The organism is Betaproteobacteria bacterium (genome assembly GCA_016709965.1).
In the GTDB taxonomy this organism is placed as follows: Bacteria; Pseudomonadota; Gammaproteobacteria; order Burkholderiales; family Rhodocyclaceae; genus Azonexus; species Azonexus amarohabitans.
This window is the reverse complement of record JADJLT010000001.1, coordinates 33,214-55,743: the sequence shown is the minus strand read 5'-3', so window position 1 is coordinate 55,743 and position 22,530 is coordinate 33,214. Positions and strand designations below refer to the sequence as shown.

The 22,530-nt window shown below is 57.2% G+C and carries 23 protein-coding genes; 13 read left to right on the top strand and 10 right to left on the bottom strand.

Going from position 1 to position 22,530, the window contains the following annotated elements:
• The first annotated feature begins 114 nt into the window (after positions 1-114).
• The 5 genes from IPJ12_00300 to IPJ12_00280 all read left to right on the top strand — a co-directional run bounded on the left by IPJ12_00300 (position 115) and on the right by IPJ12_00280 (position 4,291).
• Entirely contained in the window at positions 115-2,445 is a 2,331-nt protein-coding gene (locus tag IPJ12_00300; GenBank protein MBK7645653.1) for a PBP1A family penicillin-binding protein, read from the top strand.
• Between the two features lie 63 nt (positions 2,446-2,508).
• On the top strand, positions 2,509-2,871 hold the full coding sequence (locus tag IPJ12_00295) for an HNH nuclease family protein (protein ID MBK7645652.1): 363 nt from the start codon (positions 2,509-2,511) through the stop codon (positions 2,869-2,871).
• 8 nt (positions 2,872-2,879) lie between these two features.
• Positions 2,880-3,293, top strand: coding sequence for a YjbQ family protein (locus IPJ12_00290; protein MBK7645651.1), 414 nt, complete (start codon positions 2,880-2,882; stop codon positions 3,291-3,293).
• Positions 3,294-3,633: 340 nt separating this feature from the next.
• Entirely contained in the window at positions 3,634-4,020 is a 387-nt protein-coding gene (locus IPJ12_00285) for a hypothetical protein (GenBank protein MBK7645650.1), read from the top strand.
• Positions 4,021-4,084: 64 nt separating this feature from the next.
• Positions 4,085-4,291, top strand: a complete 207-nt coding sequence (locus IPJ12_00280; GenBank protein MBK7645649.1) for a hypothetical protein — start codon at positions 4,085-4,087, stop codon at positions 4,289-4,291.
• A 15-nt stretch (positions 4,292-4,306) separates the two neighbouring features.
• Here the strand turns inward: IPJ12_00280 and IPJ12_00275 are convergent, their stop codons facing one another.
• The 3 genes from IPJ12_00275 to IPJ12_00265 are packed head-to-tail and all read right to left on the bottom strand — an operon-like array spanning position 4,307 to position 6,487.
• Positions 4,307-5,350 carry a serine endopeptidase gene (locus IPJ12_00275; GenBank protein ID MBK7645648.1) on the bottom strand — a complete coding sequence of 348 codons (1,044 nt, stop codon included), beginning with the start codon at positions 5,348-5,350 and terminating at the stop codon, positions 4,307-4,309.
• Positions 5,347-6,270: a DUF808 domain-containing protein gene (locus tag IPJ12_00270; GenBank protein MBK7645647.1), complete on the bottom strand. Its 924-nt coding sequence runs from the start codon at positions 6,268-6,270 to the stop codon at positions 5,347-5,349. Before IPJ12_00270 ends, IPJ12_00275 begins: the two co-directional genes overlap by 4 nt.
• Position 6,271: 1 nt before the next feature.
• Positions 6,272-6,487, bottom strand: a complete 216-nt coding sequence (locus IPJ12_00265; GenBank protein MBK7645646.1) for a hypothetical protein — start codon at positions 6,485-6,487, stop codon at positions 6,272-6,274.
• Positions 6,488-6,798: 311 nt separating this feature from the next.
• On the opposite strand from IPJ12_00265, the gene IPJ12_00260 reads away from it, so the two are divergent.
• From IPJ12_00260 to IPJ12_00230, 7 genes are all read left to right on the top strand, one after another.
• A complete protein-coding gene (locus IPJ12_00260; protein MBK7645645.1) occupies positions 6,799-8,205 on the top strand; it encodes a porin family protein in 1,407 nt (468 codons plus the stop codon).
• A gap of 237 nt (positions 8,206-8,442) precedes the next feature.
• A complete protein-coding gene (gene parE / locus IPJ12_00255) occupies positions 8,443-10,392 on the top strand; it encodes a DNA topoisomerase IV subunit B (GenBank protein ID MBK7645644.1) in 1,950 nt (649 codons plus the stop codon).
• A gap of 311 nt (positions 10,393-10,703) precedes the next feature.
• Positions 10,704-11,195 (top strand): LapA family protein, encoded by a 492-nt coding sequence (locus IPJ12_00250; protein MBK7645643.1) that lies wholly within the window; start codon positions 10,704-10,706, stop codon positions 11,193-11,195.
• Between the two features lie 35 nt (positions 11,196-11,230).
• Entirely contained in the window at positions 11,231-11,737 is a 507-nt protein-coding gene (locus tag IPJ12_00245; protein ID MBK7645642.1) for a hypothetical protein, read from the top strand.
• A gap of 98 nt (positions 11,738-11,835) precedes the next feature.
• A complete protein-coding gene (locus IPJ12_00240; protein ID MBK7645641.1) occupies positions 11,836-12,672 on the top strand; it encodes a serine protein kinase RIO in 837 nt (278 codons plus the stop codon).
• A gap of 109 nt (positions 12,673-12,781) precedes the next feature.
• Positions 12,782-13,624 carry a patatin-like phospholipase family protein gene (locus IPJ12_00235; protein ID MBK7645640.1) on the top strand — a complete coding sequence of 281 codons (843 nt, stop codon included), beginning with the start codon at positions 12,782-12,784 and terminating at the stop codon, positions 13,622-13,624.
• Positions 13,625-13,709: 85 nt separating this feature from the next.
• Positions 13,710-15,701 (top strand): radical SAM protein, encoded by a 1,992-nt coding sequence (locus IPJ12_00230; protein ID MBK7645639.1) that lies wholly within the window; start codon positions 13,710-13,712, stop codon positions 15,699-15,701.
• An 87-nt stretch (positions 15,702-15,788) separates the two neighbouring features.
• Here IPJ12_00230 and IPJ12_00225 read toward each other — a convergent pair whose 3' ends face one another.
• The 7 genes from IPJ12_00225 to IPJ12_00195 form a co-directional block, all read right to left on the bottom strand.
• Positions 15,789-16,928: an FAD-dependent oxidoreductase gene (locus IPJ12_00225; GenBank protein MBK7645638.1), complete on the bottom strand. Its 1,140-nt coding sequence runs from the start codon at positions 16,926-16,928 to the stop codon at positions 15,789-15,791.
• Between the two features lie 195 nt (positions 16,929-17,123).
• Entirely contained in the window at positions 17,124-17,486 is a 363-nt protein-coding gene (locus IPJ12_00220; GenBank protein MBK7645637.1) for a nitrogen fixation protein, read from the bottom strand.
• 19 nt (positions 17,487-17,505) lie between these two features.
• The gene (locus IPJ12_00215) at positions 17,506-17,832 is read right to left on the bottom strand and encodes a hypothetical protein (protein ID MBK7645636.1); all 327 of its coding nucleotides are present in this window, start codon (positions 17,830-17,832) and stop codon (positions 17,506-17,508) included.
• On the bottom strand, positions 17,822-17,944 hold the full coding sequence (gene cydX, locus IPJ12_00210) for a cytochrome bd-I oxidase subunit CydX (protein MBK7645635.1): 123 nt from the start codon (positions 17,942-17,944) through the stop codon (positions 17,822-17,824). The genes IPJ12_00215 and cydX overlap by 11 nt, the downstream gene beginning before the upstream one ends.
• Before the next feature lie 99 nt (positions 17,945-18,043).
• A complete protein-coding gene (cydB, locus tag IPJ12_00205) occupies positions 18,044-19,186 on the bottom strand; it encodes a cytochrome d ubiquinol oxidase subunit II (protein ID MBK7645634.1) in 1,143 nt (380 codons plus the stop codon).
• A 9-nt stretch (positions 19,187-19,195) separates the two neighbouring features.
• Positions 19,196-20,752, bottom strand: a complete 1,557-nt coding sequence (locus IPJ12_00200; GenBank protein MBK7645633.1) for a cytochrome ubiquinol oxidase subunit I — start codon at positions 20,750-20,752, stop codon at positions 19,196-19,198.
• Positions 20,742-20,936: a hypothetical protein gene (locus IPJ12_00195; protein MBK7645632.1), complete on the bottom strand. Its 195-nt coding sequence runs from the start codon at positions 20,934-20,936 to the stop codon at positions 20,742-20,744. The genes IPJ12_00200 and IPJ12_00195 overlap by 11 nt, the downstream gene beginning before the upstream one ends.
• Positions 20,937-21,201: 265 nt before the next feature.
• On the opposite strand from IPJ12_00195, the gene IPJ12_00190 reads away from it, so the two are divergent.
• Positions 21,202-22,527: a sigma-54-dependent Fis family transcriptional regulator gene (locus IPJ12_00190; GenBank protein MBK7645631.1), complete on the top strand. Its 1,326-nt coding sequence runs from the start codon at positions 21,202-21,204 to the stop codon at positions 22,525-22,527.
• The last annotated feature ends 3 nt before the right edge of the window (positions 22,528-22,530 follow it).

Here is a 22,530-nt window from a genome sequence, read left to right as displayed (position 1 = left end):
CCTCCTCAGGATCATCATTGGGCTAAACTAGCGGCCTCGGCGACTGGTCTGCCAGCGCCATCAACCGCCTCTGCGCTACAGGTTCGGCCGGGGCAATCATGGCAGGGCCTGCATGTGAGCTTTTTTTCGACCATCTTCAAATTCCTGACGCTCCCCTTGGCGACGGCCAATTATCGCGAGCGGCTGCCACGCACCCTGCTCGCCCTGGGCATCAATGCCTCGCTGCTGTTCTCCGTGGTGCTCACCGTTCAGGTGCTGACCGTATTGCCCGGTTTGCCCCCGCTCGATGTTGTGACGGATTATCGGCCCAAGATTCCCTTGCGCATCTACACGGCAGATGGCGCCTTGCTCGGCGAATTCGGCGAGGAGCACCGCGATTTCGTACCGATACAGGACATCCCCCAAGTCTTGAAGGATGCACTGCTCTCGATCGAGGATTCCCGCTTCTACGAACACGGTGGTGTTGATTACCGGGGCGTGACGCGGGCGCTGGTCGCCGACCTGACTGGCGGTTTCCACCAAGGCGCCTCGACCATCACCATGCAAGTAGCGCGCAATTTTTTCCTGTCGCAGGAAAAGACCGTGAAACGCAAGCTCACGGAAGCACTGCTCGCTTATCGCATTGAGTCCGCGCTGAACAAAGATCAGATCCTTGAGTTGTACATGAACCAGATTTACCTCGGCAAGCGTACCCACGGCTTTGCCAGTGCCGCCCGAACCTATTTCAACAAGCGATTGCAGGATCTGAGCCTGGCCGAAGCGGCGATGCTGGCCGGTATCCCGCAGAATCCGGCCAAACATAATCCGGCGGTCAATCCGGTACGCGCCAAGGCTCGCCAAGTGCTGGTCCTCAAGCGCATGTTGCAGCTCGGCAAGATTACCGAGGCGCAATATACGAAGGCCCTCAATGAGCCGCTCAACATCAGCGACCGGCAGCTATTTGCGGTCCATGCCGACTACGCTGCCGAACTGGTTCGCCAGCAGCTTTATGCACAATATCAGGGTGAAACCTATACGCGGGGTATCAACGTCTACACAACGCTTATCAGCGCCGAGCAGAACGCCGCCTACAACTCGCTGCGCAGTAACGTGCTGGCCTACGACCAGCGCCACGGCTATCGCGGGCCGGAAGATTTCATCGAACTGCCGGACGACGAAGACGAACGCGATGATGCGATCGATCGCATCCTGACCAAGCATCCGAATAGTGACAATCTGGTTGCGGCGGTGGTCACCGAAGTCTCGGCCAAAAAAATCAAGGCCGAACCCGCCACTGGCGACACCATCGAAATCAGCGGCGATGGGCTGCGCTTTGCTGCTCGTGCGCTGCAGTCAAACGCCAAGGGCGGCACCAGAATCAGCGTTGGTTCGGTCATCCGCGCCAGCCGTGACGCCCGGGGGCGCTGGGTGATTGGTCAGATGCCCGACGTCGAGGCTGCTTTTGTCGCGCTGAATGCCGAGGATGGGGCCTATCGCGCCATGGTGGGTGGCTTCGATTTTTCGCGCAAGCAATTCAATCATGTCACCAGCGCCTGGCGCCAGCCAGGATCGAGCATCAAGCCCTTCATTTATTCGGCCGCTCTGGAAAAGGGCTATTCGCCGGCCACGCTGGTGAATGACGCGCCGCTCTCATTGCCTGGCGGTGAAAATGGGCAGGCTTGGGAACCGCAGAACGACGATGGCTATGATGGTCCGATCACCCTGCGTCGCGCCCTCGCCCGCTCGAAAAATATCGTCGCCGTGCGCCTTCTGCGGGCGATCACACCACAGTATGGGCGCGACTATCTGGAGCGCTTCGGCTTCGACAAGGCAAAGCAGCCGGCCAACCTGACCCTGACCCTGGGCAGCGGATCGGTCACCCCGCTGCAACTGGCCGGGGCCTATGCAGTGTTCGCCAACGGTGGCTACAAGGTCACGCCTTACCTGATCCAGAAGATCACCGATAGCCGTGGCAACGTGCTGCAGGAAACGCCACCACCTCCTGTTCGGCAAGATGAGCTACGGGTCATTGATGGGCGCAACGCCTTCATCATGGACAGCATGCTGCGCGAAGTCGCACACAGCGGCACCGGTGCGCTGGCCGGACAACGCCTCGGCCGCCCTGATGTGGCTGGCAAGACAGGGACAACCAGCGATGCCTTCGACGGATGGTTTGCCGGTTATGCAGGCGATGTCGTTGGCGTCGCCTGGATGGGCTTCGATAAGCCGAAATCGCTGGGCAGCCGGGAATTCGGCGCGACGCTGGCACTGCCCATCTGGATTGATTACATGCGTCAGGCGCTCTCTGGCAAACCGATCAGCGATAGAACAGCGCCGTCCGGTGTCTCCTTTGTTGACGGCGACTGGAGTTACGACGAATTCAACGGCGACAACGGCGTCAAGGAGCTGGACATTGAACCAGTCCTGAGTCCACTGATCGAGTTTTTCAAGGGTTTGGGTGGCTGACATCCGACCACACCGCCGGCCGACGCGAGTTAGAATTTGCCTCAACCCATCAGGATTTCAAGCATGAGTTCAATCGACCATAAACGCCTCGACAAGATTGTCGCTGATGCCCGCAAGGCCGCCGACCAGCGCGCCGAGGGCTATCGCGAACGCGCGCTGAAAATTTATCCGTGGATTTGCGGCCGTTGCGCGCGTGAATTCACCACGGCCAATCTGCGCGAACTGACAGTGCATCATCGTGACCACAATCACGACAACAATCCGAACGATGGCAGCAACTGGGAACTACTCTGCATTTACTGCCACGACAACGAGCACCAGAAGCAGATCGAAGCTGACCGGGGCTATACCGACAGTAGCGTACGGGGCGGTAGCGCCACACACAACCCGTTTGCCGCGCTGCAAGGCCTGCTCAAGAAGGATTAAGCCAGTCCATGGCCGAACAGCATCGCCTGGCCATCTCTACCCTTGGCCGCAGATCGATTGAGATTACCGACCAAATCCAAGCACTGGTCGGTAATGCTGCGGTCAACGCGGGAATTGCCCATATTTTTGTACGTCACACCAGTTGTGGTCTGGCCATTACCGAAAATGCCGACGCCAGCGTCCGCCATGATTTGGAAACCCTGATGCAGCGCTGGGCGCCTGATGGCGACCCAGCCTATCGCCATGACCTTGAAGGTGATGACGACATGGCGGCCCATGCCCGCTCACTGCTTACCGGCGTTTCGCTCACCGTACCTTTCGCTGCCGGGCACCTGCTACTCGGCACCTGGCAAGGCATCTATCTCTTCGAACATAGGAACCAGGGACATCGGCGCGAGATCGTTGTCACCCTGATCGGCTGAGCACGTATTTAACGCCCACCCCATCCGCGGTGATAGCCATGGTGATGATCAGGTACCGGAATGAAAACCGGGAAGCAGCCGCTGAGGGTCACAGCGACAAGTACGCCTAGAACTATTTTTTTCATCATCTCTCTCCGAACTTGGGTCAGTAAGTGAACAACGCAATGCCGGGCGAGAGAACCGACACCGATTTGTTACAGCATGTAAGTGCACGCGTGAATTCTTCGCCGACACGGGCTCTTCGAAGCGTCGATATTCCGCCTGAATGGCCTGTTCCAGGCCCTTGTCGCCATCTGGAGACAACCCGAAACCCATGAAAGACGGCGAATAATCAGAAGAGGTGCTCGCGCCTGTCGCCGCGCTACGACACAAAATCCATTCCGCAGCGATTGATTGGATTATTGTCATTTTAATTCAATTGCTTACACGTTGGCACGCTCTCTGCATTGGTCAACAGCATGCCCCCTCCGACAAGCATTCGCCCTCCACTACGGTCAACACGATCTGTCGCCAGATGTCCCGCAATTTTCTGGCAAAAATGGTTGATAAGCCTTGGTGGCGTGGGTGGCTCGGGCTGAGGGAGATTTGCCAACCGCCGGTTGCGTTTTTGATGCGCCGACATACCAACCTGAGGGCACATTTCAATGACACACAAAGCAACTTACTTCTCGCCAATATCCAGCTTCATCGGATCAATAAACCACGCCATTTCGGGTCTGTTGTTTGAAAAAAACATATCCTCAACGAGAACAGATACCGACAAATTTTCCTATGCGCAGTTCGAGTCATCGGTGTTTTCAAAACCGGACTCATCCGAACTGCTCATCCATGAGGAAGATATTGATCCGCTGCTCGAAGCAGAAGTCTATGCGATCTATGGTCGTCGTCAGGATGCCGAAAAAGTGCTCAATGCTGCGCTGAGGGCTGGGCAAATTTCAGCAGGCGATATCACGCTCTTCTGGTCACTTCGTGACAAGGATCGAAACGCTCAGGCGTAAGTACTGAAGAAGCGCTCAGCTTCCCTCGCCCGCTGCCCCACCACAGGCATGGCAAAACCTGGCAAATGCGCTTTTGCGCTCCTTGCACTGGCCGCAATTATCGAACAGGCAGATGCCGCAGTGCGGGCAGTAATCGATTGCAGTGTTGGTCAGGTCCACCTGCCGCTCACAGCCAGGGCAAACCTTTTTGGCCAGACGGGCCAGCGCAGTGTCGTAGCTCAGTTCCTTGCGCCGTTCGACATCCGGCATCGCCTCGGCCTGCTTCTGTTTTTCCAGGTAGCGATTGAGCGCCACGATGGCATAGCGGCCGACCAGCACGGTAAGGACAATACCCACCGCATAGCGAACGTATCCGCCGTAACTGGGCAAATAGGGAACAAGTTCGACAAAGAAGGCAAACAGGGCGAAGTAGATGAAGCCCCAGACAAAAGGCCACCAAGTACTCTGGCGCTTTTTTGCAAAGAGCCAGCCCGCGATGGCCAACAACGGCAGGGTCAGCGTCAGGCGATAGAGGAAAACGCGTAACTCCTGGCTGCGTGATTCGGTGGCGAGCTTGCCGGAAGCCGCATTTTCAAGTTCGCGCATGTCGCGCTGAGCTCTTTCTTCGGCTTGACGGCTATCGAGCAGATTCTGTTGCTGACGCTCGACATCAGCCAGCGCCTTGCGCTCAATAATCTTTAGTTCGTCCAGCGCCTGTGTGCGCTCGATCAGTTCAGCATCTTGCTCCGGACGCTTGGTCGCATGACGGGTGGCCAGCCAATTGCTGAAGGTGTCGCGTGCGGCGGCCGAATTGGCTCGGGCAGCATTGAGTTTCAGTTGTTGCTGATCGTTGGCATCCTGCGCAATCTGACGTTTTTCCTGCAAGGTTCTCAACTCGGCCCGCAGCCGTTCTGCCGCCGGCTTGTCGATAAAATTCTCCAGCGTGACGCGGTGCTCAACCTTGGGCAGGTTCTCGACGACCGTACCACCCAGCCCGATCAAGAAACTGGCGAATACAAAGGCAACTATCCAGAGTCCGAAGCGAAACCATTTTTCCGACAGGCGAAGCGCCTTGCTCATGCCTTGACCCCAATCATCATTTTTCGGACGGCTGACAACGCCAGCATGCCCAGCAAGGCGACCGCCCCGCAAACCATTCCAACCAGCGCATTGAGCCCCATGGAAACCACGCTGCCCATCAAGCCGGATATTTCTGCAATCTGTTCGATCCCGTGATGCACTGGCGGCATGCCATGCGCCAGAATGCCGCCGCCGACCAGAAACATGGCGACCGTACCGACCACCGTCAGTGTCTTCATCAGCTTCGGTGCCGCCAGCAACAAGCCTTTGCCGATGGTTTTCGTGATCCCGCGCCCATTGACGAGCAGCCAGGCACCCACATCATCCATCTTGACGATAGCGGCGACGACCCCATAAACGCCGAAGGTCATGATCAAGCCGATGCCAGCCAGTACTGTCAGCTGCGTAGACAATGACTGCCCGGCCACCGTGCCGAGTGCGATAACGATGATTTCGGCAGACAGTACGAAATCAGTCCGTATCGCACCCTTGATCTTGTCCGCCTCGAAAACCGCCAGATCAACGCTGTCGTCTCCGACTGCGGCGAGTTCCTCGGCATGATGAACTGCGTCCTCGGCCTCACTGTGCAAAAAGGGATGGGCCAGTTTCTCGACACCTTCCAGACACAAATAGATTCCACCGAGCATCAGCAGCGGCGTTACTGCCCAAGGAATGAAGGCACTGATAGCCAATGCCGCCGGCACCAGAATCAGCTTGTTCTTGAGCGAACCGATGCACACCGCCCAGACGACGGGTAATTCGCGCTCAGCCCGCACGCCGGCCACCTGCTGCGCATTCAGCGCCAGATCGTCTCCCAGAACGCCGGCCGTCTTTTGGGCGGCGATTTTGGTCAGCACCGCGACGTCATCGAGGACGGCGGCAATATCATCAATGAGGAGGAGCAGGCTAGCCCCGGCCATCTCAGGTATTCGTCTTTGATGAACCGTTATCGATCGTATCTACGGAAAATTCGCGTATCCAATTGGCACGTCGGTCGATTGGCGTACGACGCTCAGTCAGGATCTTGCCCTCACGAGTGTAAAACGGTGGCGAGGAAACCAGCTTGTTGCCACGCCTGTCAGCGCCACGGGTACGTTGTGGCGACGAAGCAGCAACGCCTTGCGTCGTGTCTACCATGAGGAATTCCTCACTGAAAATGGGTTCGGATACTGATTATGCCACGCTGCTATGGTCGCGTGCTTTATGGAAAACACTAAAAAATCGCGGCGACAGTGCTTGCTGCGGTCAACCGGATATTTTGCCAAAATTCCAAAAATGAATGCCTGCACCAGAAATGCGCCGAGAGGTGGCAAGCAACCTGATAAGGCCTCTTTTAGTCGATTAAACTATGTAAATAAATGGTAAATTTCTACTGTTGCGGACATACAATTGCTTGTGTGAAATCATTGTTTTAAGAACTATCTTAATCTTGCACTGGGGAAGCTAGGATGCACAAAAAAATTATCAACAAACGCACAGTACTGCTTGCGCTTATGTCGGCTGCAGGGCTTGTTAACGCCGCAAGCTCCCCTTGGGAAGGGAGTTACTTTGGTGCTGATGTGGCAGGTGCATTTAACGGCAACAGCAAGCTGAGTTTTCCGGGTGATGCCGGGGCCTCAAATCAGTTCAGCCCGCAAGCGACGGGGGGTACGGTTGAACACTCGCTTCATGGCACCGGCTTTGGTGTACATTTTGGTGAGAACCGCCAGATTGGCAACGTCATCATCGGCCTGGAAGGTTCGTTTGCATTTACCGACATCAGCACCACCAAGAATGCACCATTCAGCGGCATTAACAGTAGCGTGACGACTGGCGTCAACTCCCTTTCGACACTGACTCCGCGCGTCGGCTATGCATTGGGCAATTGGCTTCCCTATGCCAAGGCAGGTCTTGCAATTGCCGAAATCGAGAGCTCTCTTGCCAATAGCAATGGCAGCAGTTTCCATCAGAAGCACTTGCATGAAGGCTGGACAGCTGGCGTTGGCGTTGAGTACGCGCTGCCACATGATTCCATGCGCGGCTGGATACTTGGCCTGGAATATAACTACTACCAGTTTCTGGGAAAAACGTATGGCGGTCGAGCCGTACCTGATAATACCTGGCCCGTTCAATTCGACCTCAAGCCGACATTCTCAACGCTGATGCTAAGAGCATCTTACAATTTTGGCGCCCGGTCAGGCGGAGGCATGTCTGGCAATACTCTATCGTCCGGGGGAAATTGGGATGGTGTCTATGCAGGCTTGAGCGGGTTGGGTGCTTTTAACGGCAGCAGCAAGCTGAGTTTCCCGAGCGATGCTGGAGCATTGAGTCAGTTCAGCCCGCAAGCGACGGGGGGTACGGTTGAACACTCGCTTCATGGCACCGGCTTTGGAGTGCATTTGGGCGACAACCGCCAGATTGGCAACGTCGTCATCGGCCTGGAAGGGTCGTTTGCATTTACGGACATCAGCACCACCAAGAATGCACCATTCAGCGGCATTAACAGTAGCGTGACGACTGGCGTCAACTCCCTTTCGACCCTGACCCCGCGCGTCGGCTATGCATTGGGCAATTGGCTTCCCTATGCCAAGGCAGGTCTTGCAATTGCCGAAATCGAGAGCTCTCTTGCCAATAGCAATGGCAGCAGTTTCCAACAGAAGCATTTGCATGAAGGCTGGACTGCCGGCGTTGGTATTGAATATGCACTCCCAATCAATTCAGGCGGAAAATGGATTGTGGGTCTGGACTGCAACTACTACCAGTTTTTGGGGAAAACGTATGGCGGTCGAGCCGTGCCTGACAACACATGGCCCGTCCAGTATGACCTCAAACCAACATTCTCTACCATTGCAGCGCGCGTTTCCTACAAGTTCTAAGAGCTAAACCTGAACCTGATTATTGTGCCCGGCAATTGCCGGGCACAATTGCTTTTGGCAGCGACAAAATGCCAATTTTTGAAAAATTCCCGCCCGTCACAACAGCCACCTGCCACCAAGTGTCGGACGTAATACCGATCCAAGAAACTTACATGGCGATCACCAGCCAGTCGCCTCAGGTTAGAATTTGCCCCGCATCTCTGGCTGCGGCCACTTCGTCACTTTCAACAATAAAGCATGTCCGACTACTCAGCCTCCTCCATCCGCGTCCTCAAGGACCTCGAACCTGTCAAAGAACGCCCGGGTATGTATACGCGGACGACCTGCCCGACGCATATAGTTCAGGAAGTGATCGACAATTCCGCCGACGAGGCGCTGGCCGGTTACGCCAAGAAAATCTCGGTCGCCATCCGTGCCGACGGGGTGATCGAGGTCTCCGACAATGGCCGCGGCATTCCGGTCGAAATTCATCCGGAAGAAGGCCGACCGGCGGTTGAACTGGTGTTCTGCAAGCTGCACGCCGGCGGCAAGTTCAACAAGAAGGATTCCGGCAACGCCTACAGATTTTCCGGCGGTCTGCACGGCGTTGGTGTTTCAGTGACCAATGCGCTGTCGATCCGGCTGGAAGTCGAGATCAAGCGCGGCGGCGGTATTCATCACATCGCCTTCGGCGCCGGCTTTGTCACCGAGCCGCTCAGCCGCATCGGCGACTGCGGTCAGCGCAATACCGGCACGACCGTGCGTATACAGCCTGACCCGAAGTATTTCGACTCGCCCAAGGTCAATCTGGCACAACTCGAACACCTGCTCCGCTCAAAGGCCGTGCTGATGCCCAATGTCATGGTCGAGCTCGACATCGAGGGTCAGGAAAAGAAGGTCTGGTGCTACCAGAACGGCATGGCCGACTACCTCAACGAAATGATGGTCGGCACGCCGGTGGCGCCCATTTTCGTCGGCGAAAAACATGTCGAGACAGCCAACGGTTTTGCCGTGGGCGAAGGCGCCACCTGGGCGCTGGCCTGGTTCGAAGAAGGTGGCGGCAAGCCGGAAAGCTACGTCAACCTGATCCCGACGCTGGACGGTGGTACCCATGAAGCCGGCCTGAAAGCCGGCGTCTTCGAGGCGATCAAGAGCTTCGCTGAACACCATGCCATTTTGCCGGCCAAGGTAAAACTGGCGCAGGAAGACGTCTGTGGCCGCATGACCTACCTGCTCTCGGCCAAGGTACTCGACCCGCAATTCCAGGGTCAGACCAAAGAGAAACTGACCAGCCGTGATGCCTACAAGCTGGTTTCGCAGATGGTGCGTGACCCGTTCGAGCTGTGGCTCAACAGCCATGCGGACTTTGGCAAGAAGATTGCCGAATTGGCCGTCAAGGCCGCCCAGAACCGGATGAAATCGACCCAGAAGATCGAGAAGAAGAAGTCCTCCGGTATCGCTACCCTCCCCGGCAAATTGACCGATTGCGAGTCTGACGACATTGGCCGCAATGAAGTTTTCCTGGTCGAGGGCGACTCGGCTGGCGGCTCGGCCAAGCAAGGCCGCGACAAGGAAACCCAGGCGGTACTGCCTTTGCGTGGCAAGGTGCTGAACACTTGGGAAGTCGACCGCGACCAGTTGTTCAAGAACAACGAAGTCCATGACATTTCGGTCGCCATCGGCGTCGACCCGCATGGCATCGACCAGATCGACAGCATTGATGTTTCCGGCCTGCGCTACGGTCGCATCATCGTCATGTCCGATGCCGACGTGGACGGCTCGCACATCCAGGTATTGTTATTCACACTCTTCCTCAAGCATTTCCCGGCCTTGATCGAACGTGGACACATTCACGTTGCCCAGCCGCCACTCTTCCGCGTTGATGTTGAGGCCCGTGGCCACACCCGCAAGGTTTATTGTCTGGACGAAGCCGAGAAAGAACAGACGCTGACCAAACTGCGTGACGAAGGCGTCAACGAGAACAAGATCACCGTCTCCCGCTTCAAGGGCCTCGGCGAGATGAATCCCGACCAGCTTTGGGAAACCACGCTCTGCCCGGATACGCGCCGCCTCGTGCCCTTTCAGGCCAGCCGGGAAACCATCAAGCAAATGACCGCTACATTTACCCTGCTGATGGGCAAGGGCGAAGCGGCCGGCCGTCGGGCGTGGATGGAGAAGGACGGAGGTCTGGTCGAAGCGGATGTTTGAATGAGCATACTCAGCCTCTGACAAGCTGCCAATTCGGCCGCATCCGAATCGGAAAAAAGCATGTCCGCCCCGTTTGTATGTGTGCAAGCACACAATTCAGAGCCATTTTTTGGTCTACCATTAGAAGAGAAGAAGCTTGGCTTCTTTTAGTGCTTCTAAAGAACGCAACGCAAAATAGCGCCCCAAAAGTAATCCCGTAGCCGGTTTAGCCAGAGAAACATTGGCGTCATCAACAGGGCTGCGGGGAAAAGGACCCAACTTGATGGCCCGAGCCAAGAGGCCGCAACCACATAAAAACGAGGACACTTGAGATGAAACTTCAATCGCTGTTATTGCTCATCGTATTGGCGGTTATTGCTGCTTTTTCAGCATTGAACTGGGGCGTGTTCATAACCCCAACAGCACTCAGTCTTGGCATTACAGAAGTTCAGATGCCGCTGGGCTTGGTCATGCTCGGTTTGCTGGTTTTTCTCACAGCCCTCTTTCTGGTTTTTGTCGTCTACCTTCAGGGCACCGCCTTGATGGAAAACAGGCGGATTTCGCGCGAGTTGAAGGCCAACAAGGAGCTGGCCGATCAGGCCGAGGCATCTCGCTTCACCGAGTTGCGAACATTTCTGGAGGCCGAGTTGACCAAACAGAACAATCTGCAGGCGGAGTCCAGAACAACAGTCATCGCCCGGATTGATCAACAGGAACGCGACCTTCGTGCCGCAATCGAAAACTCGGGCAACACCCTTGCCGCCTACATTGGCGAACTTGAAGATCGCCTGGAAAAGACAGGAGCTTCAACTGTACGTAGCTAGTGCTTCTGTAAATAAACATTCACCGGAGAATCATCATGGACAACAATGACCAGGAAAAAGACCGGCTGAGTCGGCAATACGACCTGTTTGCCAGCAAATTCAATGAACTCTATCTGGCCGGCAAGGAGCGAAGTCGCGAATCAATGAACGTGGCGCTGGAAAAAGCACGGGAGCAATTAACTGCCGTCGGTGAATTCAGTGCTGAACAAGGTGAGGAACTGAAAAAATTTCTCTCGCGCGATTTGGATCAAACCATTGCCGACGCTCAGCAACTGGGTGAGGAAACCAAAGAAAAGCTCCATCCGGCGCGCTTGACAGCTGGCGCACTCGCGTCACTCGTCAGCGTACTGGACATGACTGGCAATGCGTTGCGTTCATTGCGCGACAAGGCCAAAGACACACTCACCTACAAAACCGGCGAGATGACATCGGCCGGGACGCTGACCTGTCAGGGCTGCGGCCAGAAAGTGCATATCAAGCATACCGGGCATGTCCCGCCCTGCCCAAAATGCAATGGCGTCCACTTCAATAAAGGCTATTGATGGTTCAGGCGTGGCTTGTTTGCTCAGTTCGTGGTCTGATTCGGGCCTGAAGAAATAATTCAGCCTTGCCACGCCTGCCAGAAAAGCCCCTGTAGCCCATGAAAACCCCGAAAAGACTCACCACTCTCGTTGAAGAAGGCCTTGTAGACGAGGTAATCGGGCAATTGATGAGCGGCAAGGAGGCCACCGTTTACATCGTTCGTTGCGGCGAGCATATCCGTTGCGCCAAGGTCTACAAGGATGCCAAGCAGCGCAGCTTCCGCAAGGCGACGTCCTATCAGGAAGGCCGCAAGGTCAAGAATAGCCGGCAGGCGCGCGCCATGGAAAAAGGCAGTCGCTACGGGCGCCAAATGCAGGAAGAGGTCTGGCAGAACGCAGAGGTCGATGCATTGTATCGGCTGGCAAATGCCGGGGTTCGGGTGCCGCAACCCTACATCTGTTTTGATGGCGTGCTGCTGATGGATCTGGTGGTTGATGCCGACGGAGGCGCCGCGCCCCGGCTGAACGATGTTGCCTTGAGCGAAGATGTGGCGCTGGACTATCACGCCATGCTGGTCAACCAAGTGGTGCGCATGTTGTGCGCCGGTATCATTCACGGCGATCTGTCGGAATACAACATCCTCGTCGATGAAAACGGCCCGGTCATCATCGACCTGCCACAGGCCATCGACGCCGCTGCCAACAGTACTGCCGCTGAAATGCTCGAGCGTGACGTCAATAATCTGCGCAGCTATTTCAGCGCCTTTGCTCCTTCGCTCAAGGATAGCCAGTACGGCAAGGAAATCTGGGCGCTGTACGAGAGCGGCTTATTGCAGCCGGATCAGGTTTTGACCGGACACGTCGAACTCGACGAAAGCCTTGCCGACGTCGACGCCGTGCTCCAACAAATCGACGAAGCGATCAAGGAAGACGAAATTCGTCGCATGTGCCAGTAAACTGGCGCCCTTGTCCTCGCAGAATCCCGAAAGCATCGTGAAAGTTCCCCCTACCCTTACCTGTTCGAAACCCGGAAACACCCCTCCGGCTTATCTTCGCGTCTGCCTGATGGCGCTGAGCGTGCTCCTGTTGACTGCGTGCGCCCTGTTGCCGTCAGGTCAGAAGACGCCGCAGGCCGCCACGACCAAGCCGAAAATCGGTTTGGCCCTTGGTGGTGGCGCAGCACGCGGATTTGCCCACATCGGCGTCATCAAGATGCTGGAATCGCAAGGCATCGTGCCGGATTACATCGTCGGCACCAGCGCTGGTGCTGTAGTGGGTTCGCTCTATGCGTCCGGCCATGATGCGTTTGCAATGCAGAAAATCGCCCAGCAGCTCGATGAAAAAATTTTCGCCGACTGGACCCTGGGCGGACGTGGCTTCTTGAAGGGTGAGGCCCTGCAGGATTTCATCAACCAACACCTGAACATGCGACCACTGGAAAAACTGAACAAGCCTTTCGCCGTGGTTGCCACTGATCTGAATACCGGTGAGCGCGTCGTATTCCGTACGGGCGACAGCGGTCTGGCCGTACGAGCCTCTGCCGCCGTGCCCGGCATTTTCCAGCCCACGCAATTTGGCGGAAAAACCTACGTCGATGGCGGACTGAGCAGCCCGATCCCGGTGCAGGCGGCGCGCGACATGGGGGCCGATTTCGTGATTGCCGTTGATATTTCGGCTCGTCCCGAAGGCCAACCGGTGGACAGCCTGACCGCCATTATCTGGCAGACCACGACCATCATGGGTGGCGTGATTGGCGCCAATGAGCTGAAGGGCGCCGATGTGGTGATTCGACCCCGGCTGCCTTATGTAAAATCCTGGGACTTCGCGGCCCGCAACGATGCCATGCTCGAGGGCGAACGCGCTGCACTGGCCGCGCTACCTAAAATTCGCCAAAAACTGGGGCGCTGACGCGCGTAGACGCGCCGAATCAGCATGCGTCGGCTGAAGGAAACTGCGCTAAAAGCCCTTACCTTGGCCTATCATTCGCCCCATCATGCCCTTAGCCAAACCCCGAATTCTTTCGGTCATCCCACCGATGACCCAGCTCAACACGCCCTACCCGTCCACGGCCTATTTGACGGGCTTCCTGCGCTCACGCGGGATCGACGCGATGCAGGAGGACATAGCGCTCAAACTGGTCCTCGAACTCTTTTCGCCGGACGGCCTGAAAGCCATTCGCCAGCGGGTAGATGGCTTGCCGCCACGCAAGCACACGCTTGTCATCAACAATTTTTGCGAGCAATTCGACCGCTATCTGGCCACTGTGACCCCAGCCATCGCCTTCCTGCAAGGACGTGATCCGTCTATGGGATTTCGCATTGCCGGCCGAAATTTTCTGCCGGAAGGCCCGCGCTTCGAACCACTGGATGTTTATATCGACGAAGACGGCGGCGACCCGCTGGCCTGGGCTTTCGGGTCGCTCGGCGTGCAGGACCGGGCGCGGCATCTGGCCACGCTGTATTTGAACGATCTCGCAGACGTGTTGCGCGAGGCAGTCGATCCGCGCTTTGAATTCGTCCGCTACGCCGAATCGCTGGCCCGCAGCCAGCCGACGTTCGAGCCACTGGCCAGAGCTTTGTCGGCTGCGCCAACGCTGGTCGACAGCACTTTTGAAAAATTGACAATTTTTGCCGTTGACCGTAGCAATCCCGATATCGTGCTGCTTTCCGTGCCCTTCCCCGGCTCGGTCTATGCCGCATTCCGCATGGCCAAGGCGATCAAGGCACACAACCCGAAAATCGTCACGGTGCTCGGTGGCGGCTGGGTGAATACCGAGTTGCGCGAACTGAAAGAGCCGCGCGTCTTCGATTATGTCGACTACGTCACGCTCGATGATGGCGAGCGACCGATTCTCGCGTTGCTCGAACATCTGGGCTACAGCTTGCCAAATGAGCAGGCGGCCAAATCGTCCTGCGATTCGTCACAGAATGACCCGACAGCCAGAGTCATCCCGATCATGGTCGCCAAGCCGGAAAATGGTTTGGTCCGCACCTATGCCCGCATTGATGGCACTGTGCGCTACTTCAACACCGGCGAACCAGACATCCCTTTCGCCGAAGTCGGCACGCCGACCTGGGACGGCCTGCCGCTCGACCGTTACCTGTCGCTGCTCGATATGCTCAATCCGATGCATCGCTTGTGGTCGGACGGACGCTGGAACAAGCTGACCGTCGCCCACGGCTGCTACTGGAAAAAATGCAGTTTCTGCGATGTTGGACTCGATTATATCGGCCGCTACGACGGCGCCCCGGCCTCATTGTTGGTCGACCGCATCGAAAGCATCATCGAGGAAACCGGCCAGACCGGCTTTCATTTCGTCGACGAAGCGGCCCCGCCGAAAGCCCTGAAATCGCTGGCTGACGAACTGCAACGTCGCAATCGCGCCATCTCGTGGTGGGGCAATATCCGCTTCGAAAAGTCGTTCTCGCCCGAACTATGCAACCAGCTCGCCGACAGCGGCTGCATCGCTGTTTCCGGCGGTCTGGAAGTCGCCTCCGACCGCCTGCTGACACTGATGAAAAAAGGCGTGTCAGTCGACCAGGTCGCCCGCGTTACCCGTGCCTTCAGCGAGGCCGGCGTGCTGGTGCACGCCTACCTGATGTACGGCTTCCCGACGCAAACGGTGCAAGACACGGTCGATGCGCTCGAATACGTCCGCCAGTTGTTCGCCGAAGGTTGCATCCAGTCCGGTTTCTTCCACCGCTTCGCGTGCACCGTGCATTCACCGGTCGGCCTCAATCCGGCCGAATACGGCATCAAGCTCAAGGCCCTGCCGCCGATCAGCTTCGCCTCCAACGATGTCGACTTCACCGACCCGACCGGGGTCGACCACGACAGCTTGGGCAAGGCGCTGAACAAGGCGCTCTACAACTACATGCACGGCATCGGGCTGGATGAGGATGTGCGTAGCTGGTTTTCCGGCAAGGTGCCGAAGACAACGGTGGCGCGCTACCGAATCTCCAAGGCGCTTTCAGCCCGCTATTGAATCGAACTTGACGTTCGCCCTGCCTCCGCTGAAAAGCTGACCTTGGCGGGGTGACCGGATATTAGATAATCGGCGCAATAAAATCATTCAGCGAAACTCGCGCAGATAGTGCGTTTCGAAATAGCGCTTGGCCCAGTGAAAAATCCGTAGTGATGGCAGCATCATGCTGCGTTTGGCGTCACGATAAACCAGCATGCCGGTGTTGACGGCATCAACAATGCAGATCAGTTCCGGCCTCGGTTTGGCTTTGGCCGGCTTGCCAGCCATAGCCAGAAGGAGGTTCTCGGCAGCGGCGCGGGCCTGCAGGTCGGCCATGTGTGCCTGTTTGGGTAACCAGTCCGGGCCGGGGTAACTACCTGCATCGCCGGCAACAAACACTTTGTCCATACCCTTTACTGCACAGAATTCGTCGGCCGGAAAAAAGCCGCCATCCGACAAGGGGACACCCGCATCAGCAGCCCAGATCGGCCCGGTCAGCCCTGGCATGAACAGGATCAGGTCAGCCGGCAATTCACCGCCTTCACGTATTACCGCCTTGTCGGTGAATGAAAGAATCTTCTCGCCCAGATGGGTATCGATATTCCGACGGCCCATTTCAGCCAGCAGGCTTTGCACTGCCTTGGCGCCCAGTCGTTTGCCCGGCTCGGCGGCGGCATTGAAAAAACTCAGATGGAAGCGATCGCGCCGCCCCTGCTGGCGTAGCATGGTATCGACACCAAACAGCAATTCGAACATCGGCCCACCGCGCATGGCTGACGGCTCTTTCGGATTGCCACCAAAACCGAAGGCAACATGGCCGCCAGGCATGTCGCGCAGACGTTGGGCAATGCTCTCAGCCGCCGACACGCCTTCGCACAGCGTCAAAGCGTGCTCGATGCCCGGCATGCCCTTTAGAAAGCGGCCACCGGTGGCAACCACCAAGCCGTCGTTGGCAAATGCACCGCGTTCCGTGACGACCGTTCGACCACCGTCACGCAGCCCGGTCACCTTGGTGGCAATAAATTCCAGCGCGTATTTCTTCAGGAAATGGGCCAGTGGAACAATCAGGTCGCTACCTTTGCGAATGCCCGCCGGTATCCAGATCATGCTCGGCAGATAGACGAATTCCGCCTTTGGCGCGACCAGGGTGATCACGGCTTTTGGCGCCCGACGGCGTAATTCACGCGCCGCCGTCAGCGCAGCGAAACTGGCGCCAAGGATGAAGATTCGGGGTTGTTCGGCAGCCATGGCCATTTTTCCGGTGACAAAGAATTTATAGAGGACAATTTGGCGATCGCTGAGCACTGGCAGAAGAACAATCTCCGCTATCGCTGGAATGCCGTATTTCAGTAAATTCTAATGTTTATCAAAATAAAGCTCTGTGTCCTGGGTCACGCAGCTGGCGGTGCGCCAAACGTTTTTGGACAAGACCCAGGTGCCAGATCAATGATGGGCGTGGCCCTCGCACGCATGATGCCCCACCGGGAACAGGTCGAGCGTGTTGTTCAGATAACCCTGCACGGCGGTATCGGGATCTTCTTCCACAGTGATCACCGGCTTAACGCCTTGCTGCATCAAACGTTGATAGAGGCCATTGCCCATGCTGCCGGTAATCAGCGCATTGATATTGGCGAGCTGAACCGGAAAGGCGTCGTGACTGGCGTGAAAACTGTGCTCGATGCCGAGTTCGACCAGTTGACGACTGACGACGCGGCCGGCTTTGATATCATAAATCCAGAACTTTCGGCACTTGCCGGCATGTTCGGTCACGGTCTTGCGGTTTTGGCTGGTAACAGCGATTTGCATGGGGAATAATCCTTTCAATTTACGTCAAAAAATCCAGTCGACCGCAGGAAGCGAGGCGGACAATCGCCAGGGCCAGGGCGACCAGACAGGCGCCGCCAGATAGCAGCCAGCGTGGAATCAAATGTTGCGGAACAAAGCCGACACCGCGAACGAAGCCGGCGCTCATCGACCACAGCAGCAAGAGCGCGGTCAGATGGTCTGCGCGGCCATCTGTATCGGTGGCAATCGCCGGCCAGACGGTCAGCAGGCCAAGTAGCACCAGGGCAACAAGGAACGGCAGAAGCGCCATCCCGGGCAATCCGCTCTGCTCGTCGTCCATCACTGGCTGCGACGTTTCAGTGTCCATTGCCGGGACCACGGGAAGCCTTGCGCGCCTCCTCGTTCTCACCCCACAGGGCATTGAGGATGGCGAGCAAAACAGCGAAGCCGATGCCGAGAACCCACGTGAAATACCACATCTTGTCTTTCCTTTCAGAACCTGACCTGCAGAATGCGCAGGCGCTTAAAAGTTGGCGCGGCACGCCTGACGCGCCGCATCGATTCATGCAAAAGTTTGATCAATACGCCGCATGTTCGTTTTCGCGGATGTAGGCAGTCGTTACCTTGCCGGCCATGACCTGGTAGGCCCAGCTGGTGTAGATGATGATGATGGGCATGAAAATCAGCGTCGCCCACAGCATGATGTTCAGCGTCAGGTGGCTGGACACGCTGTCCCAGACCGTCAGGCTGGAGCGCATATCGCTGGATGACGGCATGATGAAGGGAAAGAGCGAGGCACCGGCTGTGCCGATGACACCGACGATGGCCAGAGACGAGGCGACAAAGGCCGACAACGTCCGCCGATGGACGGCAAGCCGCATCGCTGCGAGCGTGCCGAGATAGGCGAGTACGGGCAGCGCCAGAGTGGCGGGATATTTACTGTAATTGGCCAGCCAGGCGCCGGCTTCGCGAACGACTGTCTTGGCCAGCGGATTGGGCAACGCCGCCGGATCGACCGCCGAGGTAATGGCATATCCTTCTATCCCCTGCCAGAGCCAGACACCGGCAGCCGAAAATGTCACCAGCAGCAGACTGCCAAAAATCAGCATGGCCGTTTGCGCCCGTTGCTGGATGCTGCCCTCGGTGCGATGCATCAGATAGATGGCGCCATGAAAAGTGATCATCGCGGTCGACACCACGCCACAAAGCAGCGCGAATGGATTGAGCAAGCCCCAGAAACTACCGGTGTAGGTCGACATCAGGTTGTCGGCAAAACTGAAGGGAACACCCTGAAACAGGTTGCCGAACGCAACGCCGAAGATCAGCGGCGGCACGGCACCGCCGATGAACAGGCCCCAGTCCCAGACCGTACGCCAGGTGGTATTGTCAATCTTGCTCCGGTAGTCGAAACCGACCGGCCGGAAGAACAAGGCCCAGAGCACCGCCAGCATCGCCCAGTAGAATCCGGAAAATGCCGTCGCATAGACCAGCGGCCAGGCGGCAAAGATAGCCCCGCCAGCGGTGATGAACCAAACCTGGTTGCCGTCCCAGTGCGGGCCGACGGTGTTGATGACGACGCGGCGCTCGACGTCCTCCTTGGCCACGAAAGGCAGCAAGGTGCCGACGCCCATGTCATGGCCGTCCATGATGGCGAAACCGACCAGCAGCACGCCGACCAGCAGCCACCAGATGAATTTCAGGGTGGGGTAATCGAAGATCATGATCTTTCCTCAGGCGTGGGCATATTCGTTGTCGTAACGGCCGGTGCCGAGACTGCCCGGCCCCTGCTTGGCGAACTTGATCATCAGGTACATCTCGACGATCAGCAGCACGGTGTAAAAGCCGATGAAGCCGGCCAGCGAACCGTAAAGACTATTCACCGACAGCGTCGATACCGACAGGTGGGTGGGCAGCACGCCGTAGATGGTCCACGGCTGGCGGCCGTATTCGGCGACAAACCAGCCCAGTTCGCAGGACAGCCAGGGCAGCGGCAGCAGCCACAGGGCGCTGCGCAACAGCCAGCGTCGTTCGGCAAAACAGCCCTTGATCGAGTAGAAAAGAGCGGCCGAGAACAGTGCCAGCATCAGGAAACCGAAGCCGACCATCAGGCGAAAGCCCCAGAACATCAGGGTGACGCGCGGAATGGTATCGGCCACGGCCTTGTCGATGATTTCAGGCGTCACGTCGCGCATATTGCTGACGTATTTCTTGAGCAGCAGCCCGAAGCCGAGATCCGCCTTGTGCGCCTCGAAGGCAGTTTGCATGGCGACATCGCTCTGATTCTTGCGCAGTGCTTCGAGGGCGGTCACGGCGCTCATGCCGGAAATGATCCGTTCGCGATTCTTGATCCGGATTTCCTTGATACCGGGGATCTGCTTGTCCAGCGAGCGGGTACCGATCAAGCCCATGACCCAAGGGATTTCGATGGCAAAATCGTTCTTCATCTCAGCTTCGTTGGGGATGGCGATCAGGTTGAATGAGGCCGGTGCCGGTTCGGTTTCCCACATCGCTTCCATCGCCGCCAGCTTGGTCTGCTGCGCTTCACCAACGGTGTAGCCGGACTCGTCACCGAGTACGATGACCGAACAAATCGATGCAAATCCGAAGGCGGCGGCGATGCGGAAACTCTTCTTGGCAAACTCGACATCCCGGCCGCGCAGCAGGTAAAAGGCGGAGATCGACAACACGAACATCGCGCCCGTGACATAGCCGGCGGACACGGTATGCACGAATTTGGCCTGGGCGTCCGGGTTGAACAGGACGGCTGCGAAATCGACCATTTCCATGCGCATCGTCACGTAACTGAATTCGGCGCCGACCGGGTTCTGCATCCAGCCGTTGGCAATCAGAATCCACAATGCCGACAGATTGGTACCGACAGCCATCAAGATGGTAATCAGCAGATGCTGCTTGCGCGACACCCGATCCCAGCCAAAGAAGAACAGGCCGATGAAGGTTGATTCAAGGAAGAAGGCCATCAACCCCTCGATGGCCAGCGGCGCACCGAAAATGTCACCGACGTAATGCGAGTAATAGGCCCAGTTGGTGCCGAACTGGAACTCCATGGTGATGCCGGTGGTGACGCCGAGCGCGAAATTGATGCCGAACAACTTGCCCCAGAAGCGGGTCATGTCCTTGTAAACGGCTTTGCCGGTCATCACGTACACCGACTCCATGATGACCAGTATCCAGGTCATGCCGATAGTCAGCGGTACGAACAAGAAGTGGTAAAGGGCGGTGACCGCGAACTGCAGACGCGACAGATCGACAAGTTGCTCACTGAGCATGGGGTTCTCCATTGATAGAAATATGAGGTGTTGGGGAGCTGAGCAGATGGGCGGCGGCAGCCGCATCGTCGACACTGACGTCTGCTCCCCGGAAGAAAAGCCACCACAAGGCCATGATCAGCATCAATTTGATGACGATGACCAGAGCGATATCGTTGCGCAGCTTTCGATCTTTAAGATTCATTGATTTATTCTGGCCACATCGGTGTGGCCATGAAATCTCCGGCAGTTGGTTCAGGCGGGGAGTGGTGACTGATCGCCAGACAATCCACTGAATATCAGACAATACTTATCAATACTCGTGCCAGCCGGCACGGCATGGAAGCAGATTGATAAGCGAATGATTTGACGGGGAAAAATATTTAAGGCATCTGCCAAACTTTCTGCCAAAATATATCGTGGCAGTTTTGGCGGTAGATGTGGCAGATATTGGCAGTACAAGGAGAGATATGGCAGACACCCCGAATCCACCGAGCGAGTTGATTTCCTTTCTGGAAAATCTCGACGAACCACACATCCTGTGCGATCGCCACTATCGGATTCTGGCCGCAAACGATGCCTTTCGCTCCAAGTGGGTCAGCGACCAGGACGTGGTCGGCCGTACCTGCTACGACGTATCGCACCGCTACACGGTGCCCTGCGACCAGGCCGGCGAGTCCTGCCCCCTGCAGCGCAGTCTGATTTCGGGACAACGCGAGCGCGTCACCCACGTCCATCACACCCGCCTTGGCGAGCACTTCGAGAACATCGAGTTGTCTCCCATCCGCGATGGGCACGGGGAAATCGTCTTCTACATCGAGAAACTCGAACCATTTGCCGTCACCCGTTGCGACAATCATGCCTATAGCCTGATCGGACGCTCCCCCCCCTTCCTGAACATGATGGAGATGATCGGCCGCGTCGCACCTTCCGATGCTGCGGTCCTGCTGCAGGGTGAGTCGGGTACCGGCAAGGAACTGGCCGCCAATGCCATCCATCAATTCAGCCGCCGGGCCGAACGGCCCTTTGTTGCCGTCGATTGCTCCGGGCTGGCCGAAACACTGTTTGAAAGTGAACTGTTCGGCCACGAGCGCGGCGCCTTCACTGGGGCCACGGCGCGCAAGACCGGACTGATCGAAGCGGCATCGGGCGGCACGCTGTTTCTCGACGAGGTTGGCGACATTCCGCTGTCGATTCAGGTCAAGCTGCTGCGCCTGCTGGAAACCGGCACCTTCCGCCGGGTCGGCTCGCCGGAACTTCGCCAGGCCGAGATTCGCATTATCTCGGCAACACATCGTCCGCTGGCCGAGATGATCGAAAAAGGCAGTTTCCGCCAGGATCTGTTCTATCGCCTGAATGTCTTCCCGATTCTGTTACCGGCGCTGCGCGACCGTGGCGAGGATGTCATCCTGCTGGCCGAGAGCCTGCTGCACCGAGTTGCCGGCGGTCGCACTCTGCGCCTGTCAGCAGCTGCTATTGACTGGCTGAGGGGTTACGCCTTCCCCGGTAATGTTCGCGAACTGCGCAACATGCTCGAACGTGCCTGCCTGCTGTGCGATGGGGATGAAATTCAACTCAACCACTTGTCAGGCGGCCAAATGCCGCTTTCGCTAGCACTGCTCTCTGGCGAAAAGCCACGCAAGGCCCGTAAACCTAAACTCGACGACCGGGAGCTGGCCGACGAAATCCGTCGCTTTGATGGCAGCCGCCGAGCTTTGGCGCAGCATTTGGGTATGTCCGAACGGACCTTGTACCGACGCATGAGTCATCTGACCGAGGGCCCGCCGACAGGCTGAATC